Genomic DNA, 18,931 nt, shown 5'->3' on the forward strand with positions numbered 1-18,931 from the left:
AATGTAGATACATCCAAGAAGGAGGTTTATATGCAAACCATTATTAAAAAGTGGGGTAATAGCCCAGCTCTGCGCTTAAATGCTGCCGTTATGAAGTCTGCCCATTTAAATATTGACCAACTTGTATCTGTAAAAGTTCAAAAAGGTCGAATTGTGATTGAGCCAATGGTAAAGCAGGAATATCAGCTTGAAGATTTATTGGCAGGAATCACCACCAAAAATCTGCATGGCGAAGTGGACTTTGGTAAACCTGTTGGCAAAGAACTCCTTTAATGGTGAGATCTTATGTCCCAGAGACGGGTGATATTGTATGGCTAGAGTTTGATCCTCAGGCTGGCAGGGAGCAGGCTGGGCGCCGGCCTGCAGTCGTACTGACACCAGGGGGTTATAACAAAAAGACCAGCCTCATGATTTGCTGTCCATTAACAACCCAAATCAAGGGTTACCCTTTTGAGGTCATGGTTGAGATAGATGGAGTTCAATCTGTGATTTTGTCTGACCAGGTCAAATCGATGGATTGGAAAATTAGAAAAGCAAAATATAAAAATAAAGTCAAGCCAGAGGTTGTTGCTGAGGTGAAGGCTAAAGCCAAGTCTTTACTCTCTATTTCTTGAAAGATCCATGGCCAGTTCAAAACCTTCCTCTACGCAAGCTCAAGAAGACTTACCGGTACTCATCATTGGGGCAGGCCTTGCTGGCTTGACCGTTGCATTACATATGGCTGAGTCTCAGCCAGTGATTCTGATGGCTAAGCGGGGCTTAGGTGAGGCTGCTACTGCATGGGCCCAAGGTGGGATCGTTGGGGTAGTAGATAAAGAGCATGACAGTATTGATTCTCATGTGGCAGACACCATCGATGCAGGTGCAGGACTTGTAGTGGAATCAACTGCACGCTATATCGCTGAAGAAAGTGCTGACGCCATTAAGTGGTTAGTTGATCAGGGCGTGCCTTTTACTGCCGATGAGTCTGGCCCAATGGGTTTGCATTTAACAAGAGAGGGTGGGCATAGTCACCGTCGGATTGCGCACGCTGCTGATGCAACAGGCAAGGCAATTCATGAAGTGCTATTGGATAAAGCTAGAGCGCATCAAAATATTCAGATCCTAGAGCATTGGATTGCACTGGATCTCATTACCAATCGTCATCTTGATCGCAAGACCCAGCGCACTAAACCAAATCGTTGTTATGGAGTGTATGCGCTAGATATTAAAAATAATCGGGTGGAGACTATTCAGGCAAAGTCAGTAGTTCTAGCTACTGGTGGGGTAGGCAAGGTATACCGCTACACCAGCAATCCTGATACTGCCACTGGGGACGGTATTGCAATGGCTTGGCGTGCGGGTTGCCGGGTTGGCAATATGGAGTTTATTCAGTTTCATCCAACCTGCCTGTATCACCCTAGTGATCGCACCTTCTTAATTACTGAAGCAATGCGAGGTGAGGGTGGCTTACTCAAGTTGCCTGACGGTACCCGCTTCATGCCAGCCCATGATGAGCGTAAAGAATTAGCGCCACGTGACATCGTTGCGCGTGCAATTGACTTTGAAATGAAAAAGCACGGCTTAGATTATGTTCATCTTGATGCTACTCATTTAGGTGAGGCATTTATCAAAGAACATTTTCCGATGATCTATGCCCGTTGCTTAACCCTTGGTTTAGACATCACCAAAGAGCCAATCCCAGTAGTGCCTGCTGCTCACTATGCCTGTGGTGGCGTCGTCACGGACTTAAAAGGTAGAACAGATCTGCCAGGTTTATATGCAGTAGGTGAAGCAACCTACACGGGATTACATGGCGCTAATCGCTTAGCGAGTAACTCACTCTTAGAGTGCGTCGTTATCGGTAAGGCAGCTGCAGAAGATATCTCTGAACTCAAAACACCCGTGATGCCGACTTTACCCCTTTGGGATGAGAGTCAGGTAGAGGATGCTGATGAGCAAGTGGTTATTGCCCATAACTGGGATGAGTTGCGATCCTTGATGTGGAACTATGTTGGTATCGTGAGAACGAACCGAAGGTTAGAGCGCGCATTACACCGTATTAAGCTACTGAGATATGAAGTACAAGAGTATTACGCTAACTTTAAAGTCACACGAGATCTAATTGAGTTGCGTAACTTACTCGAGTGCGCTGAGTTGATTGTGAAATCAGCGCTCATGCGCCGAGAAAGTAGGGGGCTGCACTACAGTCGTGATTACCCGGGTACCTGGGCAGTCTCTTATCCGACGATTCTGACGCCTCAGGCTGAGGGTAGTGAAAGCTCTCAAGAGGTCTAACGATTAGCTCAATTTAGACAATTTGGTGATAAGCTAAACCATCTAGACGGAGAACCCCATGCCTGGTTTTAAAGAGGACGTATTCGAACATCTTGCTGCGGTTTATCAAACCATAGCTGATGAAATGAAGGGCTGGATCAGCTTATTAAAAGAGATTTGGCCACTCTTACTCCTTTTGTTTTTGGGGTTGCTACTACTTCTTTGGTTTGCAGAACCCGCTCCTCCTAAAAAAGTCATGGTCGCAACTGGTGAAGGCTCTTATCGTGTTTTGGCTGAGAAATATAAAACTTTCTTTGAGAAAAAAGGCATTGAGTTAGAGCTCATTACTACTAAAGGCTCGGACGATAATCTCAAGCATCTTTTAGATCGAAGTGACCCCATTCAGGTGGGCTTTGTGCAAAGCGGGATGGTCGACCCCAACAACATCAAAGGTATTGAAACTTTAGGAAGTATCGATTACGAGCCGATTTGGCTGTTCTACCGTAATCATATTTTTGATAAAGGTACTCATGTTGAGAGTAATGCGCTTGCAAAGGTACGCGTGAGTATTGACCCTACAACCCAGGCCCTAAAGATTTTTAAATTAAATCATTTGCCCATTAATGGTCGTAACTTGCTGCCGATGACTAATACCGAGGGTCTTAAGGAGCTACAAGCAGGAAGGGTGGATGCTCTAGTCTTGGTTGATGGAATCGAGTCCCAGATTGTTCAAAAGTTAATCGCTGATCCCAACATCCAGTTAGCTTCTTTTGCGCGCGCTGATGCTTATACGCGTTTATTGCCCTATCTTGAAAAGGTAACTGTTCCCATAGGGGGATTTAACCTAGCAACAAATACGCCCGATCATCCGATTGATCTCATCTCCACAACAACAAACCTAGTGATTGACAACCGTTTACACCCAGCTATTCAATCACTATTTTTAGAGGCTGCCAGAGAAATCAACGGGGGTAGAAGTTATTTTGCAAAAACAAATCAATTCCCTGCTTATTTAGATTCTGAGCTGCCATTGAGTAATGAGGCTAGCTTCTTTTATCAAAAAGGTCCTCCAGTGCTGATGAAGTATTTACCATTTTGGCTGGCAGAATTTATTGAGCGCATGTTTTTCTTGCTACTACCATTTGCCGCTTTTGCTTACCCCATTCTTAAATCTATTCCCACTTATCGCACTAATTTGGCAAAAAAACAGATTAATTCTATCTATAAAGAGTTAGAAAGATTTGAGCAGACAACCATCGCTAATTTTGATCCAAGCCGTCGTGGTGAATATCTTGAAATACTCAATGAGATGGAGCGTAGGGTTTTGAGCTCAAAGGCATCAAAAATTGCTACTGCAGAATGCTACAGTCTACGAAACAATATTGAATTTATTCGTAATGCTTTGGAAAAGCAGTTAATTTATAAGGGTAGGGAAGCTTAAGCCAGGATTCTCATCGAAAAATCTACTGCATAGACATCCTTAGTTAACTTACCCAGTGAGATGCGATCAACACCCGTAGCAGCAATCGCACGCATCTGATCTAAGTTAATTCCGCCGGAAGCTTCTAGCAATGCACGACCTGCAGTTAGACTTACCGCTTGCTTCATTTGATCGGTCGTGAAGTTATCAATCAAAATACTTTTAGCACCTGCCGCTAAAGCTTCTTCTAGTTCAGAAAAACTTTCCACTTCAATCTGAATATCCACACCAGCATTAAGTGCAGTAGCATTTTGAAGCGCTGCAGTGATGCTGCCTGCCGCAGCAATATGGTTTTCTTTAATCAGAATGCCGTGCCATAAAGCAAGCCGCTGGTTCTGGCCACTACCGATACGCACAGCATATTTTTGTGCCTGACGAAGGCCCGGGATGGTCTTGCGAGTATCTAGTACAGCACAACCTTTGGGATTGGGACTTACTCCTGCAATCGCCTCAACATGTTGGCGGGTAATGCTTGCAGTCCAAGACAGAGTCTGTAGAAAATTAATACAAGTGCGCTCAGCAGAAAGCAGAGCTTGTGAGTCAGCCTCAATATCACATACTCTAGTATTGGCTTTCATGAGGTCGCCCTCGGCATAGTGCCAAGTTACTTTAGCCTTGGGATCTAACTTTTTCAAAGTACCTTCGAACCAATCAACACCACATAGCACTGCTTCTTGGCGAACAAGTAACTGCGCATGCACGGTTTTTCTGGGAACAAGCTTGGCAGTCCAATCACCGGTACCAATATCCTCCATGAGGGCATCCGCAATATTGCGTTGACGCGCTTGTTCTAGAGATTCGTTGTAATCAAACATGGGTATTCAATCAAAATAATTCAATTAGGCTGCACCGATATTTTTCACAAAGCCATGCTGTGCTTTAGCAATAAGCTCTGGATGATTCTTGGTGAAGTTAAGCATACGATCAATACAGGTTAATGCTTTAACCCGCACAGGCTCATCAATGAAGATTTCACCGGAGGCATTCTCAAGGCAACCTAAGATTCCTTGCAGTCCATTCATAGCCATCCAAGGACAGTGTGCACAGCTCTTACAAGTTGCGCTGTTACCAGCGGTTGGTGCTTCAATCAGTTTCTTATTGGGTGCCAACTGGCGCATGCGATGCAAGATGCCTTTATCAGTAGCGACGATATATTCAGAAGCAGTGCCATCGACTACTGCCTTGATCATGGCGGATGTAGAGCCCACCACATCTGCTAAATCGACTACTGCTTGCGGAGACTCAGGATGAACCAAAATCATGGCATGAGGATGAGCTGCTTTCAAGATCTCTAGCTCAGCAGCTTTAAATTCATCATGAACAATGCAAGCACCATTCCAGAGCAACATATCAGCACCAGTCTGCTCCTGTATATATCTACCAAGGTGGCGATCCGGAGCCCACAATATTTTCTTACCTTCTACTTTGAGTTGATGCACGATGGCCAGAGCGCAGGAACTGGTGACCATCCAATCTGCTTGCGCTTTGACAGCGGCGCTCGTATTGGCATAGACCACCACGACACGATCAGGATGCAAAGCTCTAAAAGTAGCAAAGTCAGATGCATCGCATCCCAAATCTAAAGAGCAGGTTGCCTCTAAGTCTGGCATGAAGACGCGTTTTTCAGGACTGAGAATTTTTGCTGACTCACCCATAAAGCGCACACCCGCAACAATCAGGTTCTTGGCAGGATGATTCTTACCAAAGCGAGCCATCTCTAAAGAGTCGGCAACCATGCCACCGGTCTCTAATGCCAGATCTTGAATATCACCATCGACGTAGTAGTGGGCAACCAAAGCAGCATCTTTTTCCACTAACAACTGCTTGATGTGGGCAATCACAGCTGCTTTTTCGGGGGGCGCTAAATAGGGTGGAACTTTTGCCCATGCTTGGGCAGTGCAGGTCACTCCGGCAGCATCTTGCTGAGGGTAATCAAAGGAAATGGGGGTGCTAACTGTTGAATTCATACGAAATCTTAACCTTCAGCAGGGGGTGTGTGTGACTAAGTTTGTTTGTAACGTCAGACAATTTGGATCTCAATACCTATTTATGAATAAGGCTAATATGCGCACTGCACATCCTAAGTGCTTGTTTTATAGCAGAAAATCGGAGTAAAAGTCTAATTTATTAGCCCTTGGGCGTATATAATCCTACAAATTCTTATAACTTAAAGCCTATTAATTTCCCCGCCCTTGAAAAACTTCGCCCCAGAATCTTCAACTAGCGGTATTCGTCTTTCTGGAATTTTGGGGTGTTGAAGAAGTAGAGTGTTTCACCAAGGCTAGCCTTAGAAGGTGGTCCGTGGTGCCCCTGCAACATTCGGCCGCATGGCTTTTTTTTAGTGGCATAAGGCAAATTTTTCTATAAAATCAAACGTTTATTGATTCACTTAGATTCCTTACCCCATTTCATGAATAACTTGCGAAAGATGGTTTTTAAGCAAATTGGCTTAATAGCCATTCTTACAACCGTAATTGGTGTTTTCCCATCAGTTGTATTTGCACAGGTCGATGCCGGCGCATTACAACAAGGCTTGGAACAGCAATTGCCCCTGCCATCACCACTAGCCCTGCCATCACCAACTGCTAAAGATCCTTTGCGCCCCAGCGCTCAACCACAACAAGGTGAGGTGACTTTTGAGGTCAAATCATTTGTACTGGAGGGTATTAGTCTGCTGCCTGAGGCTCAGGTACAAGAAATATTGAAGCCTTGGGTCGGTCGCCCAGTCAATTTTGATGATTTACAAAAAGCCTGTGATGCGGTGATGGAGTTTTATCGCAAGAATGGATTTACTGTTCAAGCCATTTTGCCACCACAAAAGATTGCTAATGGCGTAGTGAAGATTTTGGTAACAGAAGCAAAGCTAAGCAGCGTGATTGTGGATACCCCAGATGGTCCCACACGCTTTAGTAAAGAAACAGCTGCCGAATATATTACTTATGCTAATCCGATTGGCCAGCCGTTAAACTCAAAAGCAATTGAACGTGCTTTAATCATTCTCAATGAGACTCCTGGCGTTATGGTATCGAGTCAATTAGAGCCTGGTGAAAAAGATGGTGATACTGCTTTGCGTATGCAATTGACTCAACCGCAGTGGTATCAGGGCAAGGTTGAGGCAAACACTTACGGCAGTAGAACAACTGGAGCTAATCAAGGTGTCATTGCTTTAAATGGCATTAACCCACTGGGTATTGGCGATCAAGTTTCAGTTAACGGCATTTATTCCGAGGGCTCCCAGTATTTACAAGGCGCTTATTCCTTGCCAGCCTCAAAAGATGGTTTGCGTTTAGGGGTATCAGGAACTTTTTTGAGCTATAAGAACGTGAGTAACTATGCACAAAGTGCAAGTGCAGGCTACGGCGATGCATGGACTACAGGTGTATCTGCTGCCTATCCTTTGGTGCGCGAGCAAGGGACTAATTTGAACCTTAATGCCAATTACGATATCAAAAGTTATATGAATAAAAATCTACTGACTATGCAAACGATCAGTAGTTACAACATCAAAAATACTTCCTTAGGTTTATCAGGAAACCATTACGATAGTTTTGGCGGAGGCGGTGTCAGTTCGGGTTCTGTGACAGCAGTTTTAGGTTACCTTGATATTTTAGGAACTAGTATGCAAGGCTATGGGCAATATACCCCCTCTAGCTTTACTAAATTTACCTTTGCCGGAAACCGCACTCAACAATTAACGCAGGATGGAGAAACTTCCTTTTATATGGCCTTTAATGGACAATTTTCCTCCGTTAATCTAAATTCTGCTGAGCAAATTTATATGGGTGGACCTTATGCAGTAAGAGCCTATCCAGTTGCCCAAGGAGGCGGCACACAAGGCGGTGTTGGTACTGTTGAATTGCGTCATCAATTTCCAGAGCGTATTACTGGAAGCTTGTTTTATGACATCGGCATTGTTCAGCAATATAAGAATGTATACCAAGGCTGGCAGGGGCTCACCAATGCTAACAATACTTATTCCTTAAAGGGCGCAGGCTTTGGCGTAAAGTGGGATTGGGAGGGCTGGAATCTCGGCGCTATGGTTGCATGGCAATTAGGTACCAATCCTCTGTATAACTCATCAGGCCAACAAACCAATACAGACAGCACAACCACCAATCCCCGGGGCTGGTTTACTGCTAGTTATCAGTTCTAAACTTTATGTCCAGAGAGATTTCTTGGATTTTGATTAAACAAATCGTATTTTTAACTCTATTTGCCTTGGCATCAATAATGCCTGCTCATTCCGTACTTGCTCAGAGCAAGACAGATACTAAGGCAAGCGCTAAAACAGATAGCAAGACTGATTTCGAGTTTATTGCGAGCGTCAATGGCGCAGCTATTACAGAAAGTCTCCTGAACTTAAATATTCGCTCTTTAGTAAGCCAAGGACAAAAAGACACTCCTGAATTACGCCAAGCCGTTAAAGAAGATCTGATCAATAAAGAATTGATTGCTCAAGAGGCAACGAGATTAGGACTGAATTCTCAAATTGATTTTGCAGACCAAATTACGCAACTGAGGCAAAACTTACTCTTGCAAGCCTATTTGGAAGATCTCCTCAAGCAAGAGCCTATTACAGATGCCATGATGCGCGAAGAATACACCCGTCAACGCAAGCTCATGGGCGAGGGTAGTAATGGCATTCAGTATCGTCTCAGCCAAATCGTAGTTTCTAATGAAACTGATGCCCTAGACTTAACGCGTCGTATTCAGAAGGGCGAGTTGTTTGGTAAGTTGGCCCAAGAGTATTCGATTGATAGCGGATCAAAAGCCCAGGGCGGGTCATTGGGCTGGGTAATGTCAGGGCAAGTGATTCCAGCGGTCGGCAATGTATTACCAAGCTTAACCAAAGGCGCGGTCACCACTACCCCAATTCAAACTTCAGTAGGGTGGGTTATTCTTAAGTTAGATGACAAGCGCAACTTTAAGATCCCAAGCTATGAAGAGGCAAAAGCCCAAATACGCCAGGCTATTGTTCAGCAATACCTAGCTCAAGCTGTTAAAAACCTGCGCGTCAATGCCAGGATAGTGCAATGAAGCCCATCAGGCCTTTATTAGTACTTTGTCTATTTTTGCTAGCAATCCCATGCTCTGCTGAGAAATTAGCCTCCCAGAATTGGGTTGTAGATGTCAATGGTCAAACTAATGAGGCTTACACGGCTAATGACTCCCAATCCTCGTTTGGAGTCTTTTGCTCTGGTGAAAAATGCCTCTTCTACCTTCATCAGGCCCTCAAATGCGATCCAGGTACCAAGTACTCCGTTTTAATGAATAGCCAGACCATTTCTACGGCTTTGAGCATGGAATGTACCCTAATTGGCGGCAACCTCTTCCAGATATTGGACCCATTTGAGGCTGTTTTAAAGGCTACCCAGGCCGGTGAAATGATCGGTTTTGCGGTAGCTCTTCAGTCGGGTGCGTTTGCGGTCAATCGCTTCAGTTTGATTGGGGCAAAACCAGCCATTGAGAGGGCACTTTTGGAGGCTGCAAAAAGCAAGTTTAGAGAGCAAAAACCACCCGTTGAAAACGTTCCAAAATCGACCTTCAAAGATATCAAGATTTAATTCTCATACCTTCTTTTTTGGGTAATGCAGAGCCAATGTTTAATGCAATCAAATCTACATCGCGTAATGAATCAGACATACTGTGAGAGCTTGAATGGCAACATTAAGAGCCCACTATAGATCAAACTTAAAGTAATAGATCACATTAGTCTTAGCTCGGATTGCAATACTTAAAGTAACACTTCAAGTTAAAAATGCTAGTTAAAAGTATTCATAATTCCAATTGAAAGAGTGATTCTGAGCTAAGAAAAAACTGCTCAATGCTTGCCTCTACAAGCATTCTATTGGACTGAAAATTAGACCTCAAAAGTAGCGAAAAATAGCCTGTATCAACCTATTTTTTACATACAATTTTTGAGTCAATTGATGAGCTCAAAATGGCATAAATCAGCAATAAAAAAACAGCAAAATACGAGCCAAAATTTTAGTCAAAGTCTAGTAAAAAAATGGTATGAAAATCATTGAAAAGTACTCTTTTTAAGGGTCACAAAATTACAAAAAAATTCAGTTTTTTCTGCTATGTTTATTGCGAAAAAAGAGTCAAAAAACACCCTAAAAATGCCAATTTTTGCCCTACAAAAATCCCCCCAATTGAGTCGTAAAGAGGGGTAATTTGGCTTACTAATGACCTTAACCTTAATAAGGCATTGCCCAAAAAGTGTGCACGAAATAATTTACTTCCCCAGGAAGCTTGTAATTACAAGGGGGGTATTTGCACCAATAATAAGCCTAAAAATTGTCAGCATAACCGCTAATTTGACTGTATCCTAATTTTTTTTAAAGCCGTAAAAATAGGGCTTCTCAGGGAATTCCGTAGTAAATAAAAAGCAGTCAATTTTCGAAATATTTTTTGCATTCATTTGTAATTATTTTGTGTAAATTTTTTGATTAAACGAGCCTCAAAAACATTCGATCAGTTTCCGATTTTCTTTGCGCAAGCGAAGAGGAATTTTGTCGTGAAAAATTCACGTGGATTGATCGGATTTTTGATCAGTGGATTGATCGGATTTTTGATCGTTAGTCAGTTCAATTTTGCAATCGCGCAAACACTTCCAAATGCACTTCCAACTGGTGGAAAAGTAGTCGCTGGAAATGCCACTATTTCACAAACACAAACAGCAAATTCTGCGACGATGAACATCAACCAAACTTCACAACGTGCAGTTGTGAATTGGGATAGTTTTAACGTCGGAAAAAATGCACAAGTTAATTTCAATCAGCCCAATGCATCAGCAGTGACTCTGAATCGAGTGACTGGCGCAACGCAATCGATGATCGATGGTGCGGTGAATGCGAACGGCCAAGTGGTCTTTGTAAATCCCAATGGCGTGACTTTCGGCAAGGGAGCAGAAATCAATGCAGGTGGCGTCGTTGCTACGACGATGGACATCGCGAACAAAGATTTTATGGATGGAAAATCCACCTATAAGGGCAATGGTAAAGGGGTGGTCGTAAATGAGGGAAAAATCAGCACAAATGACCCTAATGGATACATTGCTCTTTTAGCCCCAGAAGTGCGTAATGAAGGCTACCTTTTAGCCAAAATGGGGCCTGATAATACAGTTGCCATGGCTAGTGGCAAGCAAGTAACCCTGGATTTCCGGGGTGATCAACTGATGAGCGTCACCATAGACCGCTCGGTTTACCAGGGTTTAGTCGACAATAAGCGGGTTGTAGAGGCTCCAGGGGGTCTGATCATTGTTGCTGCAGGTGCAGCAAATCGCCTAATGGGCTCAGTGGTCAAGAATACGGGTCGCATCACCGCTTCCTCCATGGTCAACAATGGCGGCGTTATCGAATTGGTCGCCAATACGGTTACTCAGGCCGGCACAGTCTCGGCCAACGGCAATGGAGCGGGTACCGTAGGTGGCCAAATCAATATCGTTGCTGAAAACGTCACTTTGGCTGCAAATTCCAAAACGACTGCTACCGGTAAAGCGGGTGGCGGCACGATTGAAGTTGGCGTGGGTAGAACATTGGCTACTAACGTCGCTGTAGCAACACCCGCAAATGCTGCAGCAGCACAAACAGCCACTCAAATTCTGGCAAGCAATCCACAGGCTACCAATTTGCAGGCTAAGACTGTCACTGTGGAAGAGGGTGCTAGTGTCAATGCTTCCGCCATTGCCCAGGGTAACGGCGGTGCGATCGTGATCTGGTCACAAGTGAAGACTGCAGTAAATGGTGTTCTGTCCGCAGTTGGTGGCTATTTAAATGGCAATGGTGGCCTAGTTGAAACCAGCTCGGCTGGCACTGTGGTCCTTGGCAAGAACCTCTCTGTCACAACGGCTGCTCCAAAAGGCAAGTCTGGATTGTGGTTCCTAGATCCAATTGACCTCACTATTGATGGTTCTGCTGCAAATGTCATCTCCGCAGCCCTGACAAATAACAGCGTCAGCATCGCTGTAAATGGCAATGTTTGCCCAAGTTTAGGTAGCTGCACCCAGAACGGAACCGGCAGTCTGACCATCGCTAGTGGTGCCAATATCCTCAAAGAGTCTGGAAATCTGACTACTTTGACTCTGACTTCAACTGGAATCTTTAACCTGAATGCCGATATTTCAGGTCAAAACCTCAATGTCATTATTAATAGTTCGATTGCTTACCTGAATGTGGGCACCACTATTAATGCCAATCAGGTCACGGTTCAGGCTCAAACCGTCTATAGCTATGGCACGATTAATGCTGGAAATAGCAGCAATTTGGGCAGCGCAATCCAGCTTTTAGCGAGCGCAATTTATGTCAGCGGTGGGCTCCAGGTAGGCAATAACCTGGCGAATTCGACCAATTCCAGCAGTTCAAGCAACACGGTTTCTTATAACGGCACCCTGATTCGTAGAGAAGATTTGCCTAATTATTTAGCAGCTGCTAATCAAACCAGCGTCAATTTAGACCAGGTTTATTCCACGATTGCTGCAAATCAATCGAGCTATAACAGCACCGCAACCAACCAAATTAGCTTAACAGGGACACAGTCAATTAGCATTTCTGGGACTGCACAAATTCTGGCGAACGGAACTTTTGGCGGATCAATTATTGCCTCAGCCCCCCAAATTAGCATCCTTGCACCAAGCCAAAACAATGCTCAAATTGCCCAAGGAAGCGGTAGTTTGATCCAGGCAAATGGCAATAATGGCCCAGGCGGAATCATCGTTTTGACTGCAGCAAATGACTTTAATATCAATTCAGCAACGATTTCAGCGAATGGTTCTACCGATGGTGGATCTATTCGCTTGATCACATCGGCTGGAAATCTCTTGCTAGCCAACACCCTGATCCAGACCAATGGCAGTGCAGGCCCTGGTGGCACCATCACCATTTCTACAGACCAAGATATACAAGTAAACAGCATCCAAATCACCGCCAATGGCTCTACAGATGGCGGTTCAATCCGCATCATGAGTAGGGCAGGTAGCCTGAGTCTCTTTGATTCATTAATCCAGACCAACGGCTCTAATGGCCGCGGTGGAAGTATCGGTATTTCAGCTTTCAATCAAACCATTCTCACCAGTACAGCAGTAGAAGCGAGTGGTTTTATTCAAGGCGGAACAATCCTAATCGGCAATGATGCGAATAACAGCTCATTGCCGTTTTCTATTTATACGAGTCTTGATGCCTTATCCACCATCAACGCATCCCAAACCAATCTAAGTAATACAACGGCCGGTGGCTTCATCGAGACCTCTGGCCATACCCTAAATCTCCTTGCATCGATTAATGCGGGTAGAGGGGGGATGTGGTTAATAGATCCATCTAATGTCACAGTCGATGCAAGCTATGCTGCAACTATTTCCTCTTCATTAAATGCAGGTACAAATGTATTAGTTACTTCAGATACGTACATAAACATCGCCAGTAGCATTGGAGCCAATTCCAACGCGAATCTAACATTCTCTGCTAGTTCTTATATCTGGATCTATAGCGGAGTAAATATTTGGTTGAATTCAACAAGTTCAGCTACAACAGGAACATATACACCTACATCTAATACTGGCAGCTTACTTATCGGTGGCCCCTCAATTTCATCATTGGTGAATATAAGCACTGGGGCAGTTGACTCTGCATGGAAAACAAACTCTGCGTTCTACGCGAATGGAGGATATTCAAGCGGCGGTTATCTTGCTGGTATATATGTAGGAACAGGTGGTACAGCACAGATTAACGCTGGAAATGGCAGTGTCGTTTTAGCTGGAGCAAATTACTCTAGTCTTTCTGGTTGTGGCTTTGCAGGTTCATCATGCGCAACTAATGACACCAATATTGGAGTGATTGTTTTTTCAGGCTCGACGATCAGCGCCCAAAATGTCTATCTCTTTTCCCAATCATCTGGATCTGTTGGAACTCAAATTGGGTATGGAGGCTCAGCAGCCTCAGTCATCACGGCTTCTAATCAAATTAGTGTTTACGCACAATCTTCAAGCGCGACAAGAAGTGGAAATTATTACTCGAACGCAGTATTTACCAATGGCTCCACTTGGAACGCACCGACAATCAGCATTGCTGGATATTCTTTAAATGGCAGTGTATACCAGTCAGGTATTGCTCTTGGTTGGTATAACACGCCAGGCGCCGGCGCCAATTCATTCACGACAGATAATTTTTTGCTAACAACCGATAGATTAACGCTTGGGTCTACCGCAGCTACAGTTTCTTGTCGAAGTGCTTGCAGTTCATTTAATTTATCTGTTGCTACTGCAACTACAACAGGCACAACTCAGTTTTTAGTTTATAACGATTCCTCTTCAACTTCTGATGGCATTTCAGGATTGTTTGGATTTAACAAACTTTCGCTTCCATCAATGACTTTAGGTGCTCCGTATAGCTCATACTTGGTAACGCAGCCAGGAGCTATAACAATTGGTACTGCTGTTTATGCCACCATGATTTCATTGACCACACTTGGTCAGATGAATATCAATGCAAATCTCATTGCAAGCGCCTCGGGTGGCACTGTCAACCTTAGTGCTGGTAATTTTAATGCATCAAATCCTACTATTACAGCAACCAATGTCAATATCTCTGAGACCAGTGTGACATCGTTAGCAAGTATTAATACCAACTGGATTAATGGATATATCAACCTTAATAACAATGGAAGTTTGCGTTTAACTACCCCAGCAAGTTCTTATTTTGTTTTAACCGCAGCTATTGCTGGTACTGGGGGTACTACTGCCGCAACAGTAACCATGACAGCCTCAAATCAGGGAACGATTCAATTTGGTGGTCAAAACACCTATACAGGAGTAACGACAATCAGTGGTGGCACCTATGTGAACTCATATGGTGCATGCGCAACCAATGCTACTTGCTACACCAATAGTTATTTTCAGGTAAATGATGGTGGCACATTCCAATTTATTGGGAATAGTTACTTCTATGCAAATGCCGCCTCTGGTGGTTACATGATTACCGCTAATTCAGGAGGTATTATTGATCTGAATGGTATTACCGTTAGTGACGCTGGAGTGCTTGGCTATGGAATTAAGCTTAATGGAGGCACATTAACCAATACATCATCTACTGCAGCTATAGGAAATTTTACCTATGCGAATGGATTGTATTTCTCGGCAAATTCAAATATCGGTGGTTCAAATGGCAATATCACGCTGAGTGGTTCCTCCGCCGGACCTGGTGGATTGAGTAAGGTTGGTACAAATACCGTAACACTCTCAGGATCCAATGCATACACTGGCACAACCTCGATAGATGGCGGAACACTTAAGCTCTCAGGCGGTTCTGCAATTAGCAACTCTAGCGCTGTAGTTTTAGCAAATACTTCAGGTGTTTACTTAGACCTAAATGGATCTTCTGAAACGATTGGTTCATTAGCTGGTGGCGGTAGTACAGGAGGCATTATTACCAATAGCGCTGCTTCTACCTCAGTGATTTTAAGTACTGGCACTGACAACACATCTACCAGTTTTGCTGGTGCCATTCAAGATGGCGGTAGTGGCAAAGTTATAGCACTTACCAAGCAGGGCACTGGAACCTTAACTCTCTCTGGCGCCAACACCTACACCGGCGGCACTACCGTAAACAACGGTACGCTCCAGGCCGGTCGTGATACGAGTGGCACAGTAAGCAATGGTCCCTTTGGTGCTGGCCGTGTAACCGTTAACTCTGGCGCTACTGTAGATCTCAATGGCAAGACCATTGCGAATGCCTTAACACTTTATGGCACAGGCTACAGTAGTAATGGCGCTCTCTATAACAGTAGCAGCGCAGCGGCAACAGCTAGTGGGGCCATTACCTTAGCAGCAGACACCACAATTAAGAACGTCGGCAACTTAACCATCAGCAATACGATTAATGGTGCTTATGGTTTAACTCTGACAACTACCAGCACTGGAACCGTGACCTTAAGTAGTGCCTTAGGGGCAAGCACTAATTTAGCTAGTCTCACAACGAATGCCTCTTCAGGATCAGCAGGTATTACGATTTCTGGTGGGAGCATCATTACTACTGGGGCAATGAACTTTGGTAATCCGATTACCTTAAGTACTGCAGTAACAACTACCCTCAATGCAGGAGCAGCAGTGACTTTAGGTGGCACTCTTGCTGGTGGCGGTAATGCTCTCACCATTACCAATAACGCCGTGATCAATGGCGCAATTACCAATGTCTCGGTGTTGCAAGTCGGTGGCACTACCACCTTAGGCGCTGCTATTTCTACAACCGGCAATCAAACCTATACCGGGGCAGTAGTGCTGAGCGCAGATGCTATCCTGACAGCGACCAATAACTCGAATATCTCCTTTGGATCGACTGTCAATAGTATTAGTACTACGCCATACCTCTTACAGTTAGTCAACGGTACGGGTACATCAACCTTTGCTAGCTCTATCGGTGCAACGAATGCCTTAGCCTCTCTCACAACTTCTACAGGCACTACCTCTTTGGCAGGCAATGTAACTACCTCTGGTAGACAGGCTTATGGCGGAAATATTCAATTGGTTGGAGATGTCAGTCTAAATACAACAAATAGTTCTGTCAGCATTGCTGGCAACGTGACTGTAGTAGACGTAGCAAATATTTTGCAATTTACTGGCGGCGGTGCATATATATTGAATGGAACGACGGTACCTGATCCTGGTGCTGCTTCATATTCAAATAGAACACTCAGTAATGCGGGTACTCTTTCTTGGGATGGTAGCGCCTATACGTGGACGGCAAATGCAACTATAAGTGGCGCTCAACTATTAGTGGTTGGTGGTGGCGGAGGTGGTGGTAATTGGGGCGGGAGTGGCGGAGGTGGTGGTGGTGGCGCTGTAGTTTCGTCAAACACAGTCAATCTTTCGAGCGGGTCTTCCTATAGTGTTCAAGTGGGATCTGGTGGGCTTGTTGGAAGTAGTGGCGGTACCTCATCGTTTGGCTCTATCTTGAGCGCAGCTGGTGGTTCAGGAGGTAGCTTATCTTCAGGTAACGGAGGAGCATCTGGTGATGGCACGCCTGGCGGAACAAGCGGTATTTATGGATCTGGTGGTGGTTATATTTATAACGGCGGTGGTCGTCGCAGTGGAAGTTCAGGTTCTGGTGGTTCTAATGACTCAGGTGCGGGAGGTTCTGGGACATTAAGCTCAATCACAGGTTCTAGTATTTACTATGGTGGCGGTGGTGGTGGTGGGTATTACCTAATTAGTGGCGGTGCAGGGGGTAATGGCGGCGGTGGCGGTGGTGCAGGTCAATGGGGTACCCCTACTGGCGGAAATGGCACGAATAATTTGGGCGGTGGCGGTGGTGGCAATGCAGTATTTAGTGGTGGCTCAGGACAAGGAGGTAGCGGTCTTGTTGTGCTTAATTATTCCTCCTCTCCTCGCGCCCTAGTAATTAATTCGGGCTCTGGACAAGTGACTATAGGTGGCTCCAGCGCTGTTTCTGGTGGCATCTCAATTACCTCAACTAATACAGCTAATGCTATTAGTGGCGATATCAGTGGTGCTACCTCAATTACTTATGCAGGTACTGCTAATACTGGTCGGCTAAGTCTATCAGGCAATAACAGTCAAACTGGAACTACTACTATTTCTAGTGGAGCGATTAATGCAGTTAGTGCAAATGCATTTGGTACTGGAGCAGTTAGCATTGGATCATCAGGAGTATTAGATCTTCGCTATGCAGGAACAGTAGCCTTGGGTTCAACGCTCAATATGAGTGCTGGTGGATCAATCACAAACTCAGTGAATACTTCCAACTTATCCGTGAGTAGCACTAGCACCTTAGCTGGCAACATCACCACCTCTGGTACCCAGCTCTATAGTGGGGCAGTCACCTTAAGTGGCGCTGATCGCACCTTAACAGGTACTACGATTACAACAAACGGTATTACGGGTGGTAGCAATGGCTTAACCATTACTGGCGCTGGTGTATTTAATGGCGCAGTAACTGGAGTCACTAACTTATCCGTGAGTAGCACTAGCACCTTAGCTGGCAACATCACCACCTCTGGTACCCAGCTCTATAGTGGGGCAGTCACCTTAAGTGGCGCTGATCGCACCTTAACAGGTACTACGATTACAACAAACGGTATTACGGGTGGTAGCAATGGCTTAACCATTACTGGCGCTGGTGTATTTAATGGCGCAGTAACTGGAGTCACTAACTTATCCGTGAGTAGCACTAGCACCTTAGCTGGCAACATCACCACCTCTGGTACCCAGCTCTATAGTGGGGCAGTCACCTTAAGTGGCGCTGATCGCACCTTAACAGGTACTACGATTACAACAAACGGTATTACGGGTGGTAGCAATGGCTTAACCATTACTGGCGCTGGTGTATTTAATGGCGCAGTAACTGGAGTCACTAACTTATCCGTGAGTAGCACTAGCACCTTAGCTGGCAACATCACCACCTCTGGTACCCAGCTCTATAGTGGGGCAGTCACCTTAAGTGGCGCTGATCGCACCTTAACAGGTACTACGATTACAACAAACGGTATTACGGGTGGTAGCAATGGCTTAACCATTACTGGCGCTGGTGTATTTAATGGCGCAGTAACTGGAGTCACTAACTTATCAGTTTCGGGATCATCGTCCCTTGGTGGTGATATCACCACGACCGGCACTCAACAATACACTGGCCCTGTCACCTTAACCGGTACTGGCGCAACTCGAACCTTGCAGGGTAGTGCTATCACCATTGGTTCGACTTTGGCTGGTGGCGAAAATTCATTAACCATCACTGGAAATCTAGTTACTGGTGGAGCGATAACTGATGTTACTAACCTATCAGTTTCGGGATCATCGTCCCTTGGTGGCGATATCACTACTAGCGGAACGCAAGGCTATAGCGGCCCTGTCACCTTAAGCGGTACTGGCACGACTAGAACATTGCAGGGCACTTCCATCACTACTAGCTCAACCATTGCTGGTGGTGCAAACGCATTGACTATAACCGGCAATGCCATCTTTGGTGGTGCGATAACGAATGTTACTAACCTATCAGTCTCTGGCACCACCTCCATTGCTGCTGATATCACCACGACCGGCATCCAAGGCTATAGCGGAGCTGTCACCTTAACCGGTACTGGCGCAACTCGAACCTTGCAGGGTAGTGCTATCACCATTGGTTCGACTTTGGCTGGTGGCGCAAATTCATTAACCATCACTGGAAATCTAGTTACTGGTGGAGCGAT

At 45.0% G+C, this 18,931-nt stretch carries 10 protein-coding genes; 8 read left to right on the forward strand and 2 right to left on the reverse strand.

Annotation, left to right across the window (positions count from 1 at the left end; translation table 11 throughout):
- Positions 1-30: 30 nt before the first annotated feature.
- From ICN29_RS10460 to ICN29_RS10475, 4 genes are read left to right on the forward strand one after another with little or no spacing between them, the layout of a single operon-like run.
- A complete protein-coding gene (locus tag ICN29_RS10460) occupies positions 31-273 on the forward strand; it encodes an AbrB/MazE/SpoVT family DNA-binding domain-containing protein (protein ID WP_216132932.1) in 243 nt (80 codons plus the stop codon).
- Positions 273-614 carry an endoribonuclease MazF gene (mazF, locus tag ICN29_RS10465; protein WP_216132934.1) on the forward strand — a complete coding sequence of 114 codons (342 nt, stop codon included), beginning with the start codon at positions 273-275 and terminating at the stop codon, positions 612-614. The genes ICN29_RS10460 and mazF overlap by 1 nt, the downstream gene beginning before the upstream one ends.
- Positions 615-621: 7 nt before the next feature.
- Entirely contained in the window at positions 622-2,277 is a 1,656-nt protein-coding gene (gene nadB, locus ICN29_RS10470; protein ID WP_216132936.1) for an L-aspartate oxidase, read from the forward strand.
- 58 nt (positions 2,278-2,335) lie between these two features.
- Entirely contained in the window at positions 2,336-3,697 is a 1,362-nt protein-coding gene (locus ICN29_RS10475; RefSeq protein WP_216132938.1) for a TAXI family TRAP transporter solute-binding subunit, read from the forward strand.
- On the opposite strand, the gene nadC is transcribed toward ICN29_RS10475, so the two are convergent.
- Positions 3,694-4,551 carry a carboxylating nicotinate-nucleotide diphosphorylase gene (gene nadC / locus ICN29_RS10480; protein ID WP_216132940.1) on the reverse strand — a complete coding sequence of 286 codons (858 nt, stop codon included), beginning with the start codon at positions 4,549-4,551 and terminating at the stop codon, positions 3,694-3,696. The genes ICN29_RS10475 and nadC overlap by 4 nt on opposite strands.
- Positions 4,552-4,575: 24 nt before the next feature.
- Positions 4,576-5,703 carry a quinolinate synthase NadA gene (gene nadA / locus ICN29_RS10485; protein WP_216132942.1) on the reverse strand — a complete coding sequence of 376 codons (1,128 nt, stop codon included), beginning with the start codon at positions 5,701-5,703 and terminating at the stop codon, positions 4,576-4,578.
- Between the two features lie 443 nt (positions 5,704-6,146).
- On the opposite strand from nadA, the gene ICN29_RS10490 reads away from it, so the two are divergent.
- From ICN29_RS10490 to ICN29_RS10755, 4 genes are all read left to right on the forward strand, one after another.
- Complete coding sequence (locus ICN29_RS10490) at positions 6,147-7,889, forward strand: ShlB/FhaC/HecB family hemolysin secretion/activation protein (protein WP_216132944.1); 1,743 nt, start codon at positions 6,147-6,149, stop codon at positions 7,887-7,889.
- 77 nt (positions 7,890-7,966) lie between these two features.
- A complete protein-coding gene (locus ICN29_RS10495) occupies positions 7,967-8,773 on the forward strand; it encodes a peptidylprolyl isomerase (RefSeq protein ID WP_369411670.1) in 807 nt (268 codons plus the stop codon).
- Complete coding sequence (locus ICN29_RS10500) at positions 8,770-9,300, forward strand: hypothetical protein (protein ID WP_215314672.1); 531 nt, start codon at positions 8,770-8,772, stop codon at positions 9,298-9,300. The genes ICN29_RS10495 and ICN29_RS10500 overlap by 4 nt, the downstream gene beginning before the upstream one ends.
- A gap of 956 nt (positions 9,301-10,256) precedes the next feature.
- A partial coding sequence (locus tag ICN29_RS10755; RefSeq protein WP_216132948.1) for a filamentous hemagglutinin N-terminal domain-containing protein occupies positions 10,257-18,931 on the forward strand: 8,675 nt, incomplete at its 3' end.

Source organism: Polynucleobacter nymphae (assembly GCF_018882155.1).
GTDB classification, from domain to species: Bacteria; Pseudomonadota; Gammaproteobacteria; order Burkholderiales; family Burkholderiaceae; genus Polynucleobacter; species Polynucleobacter nymphae.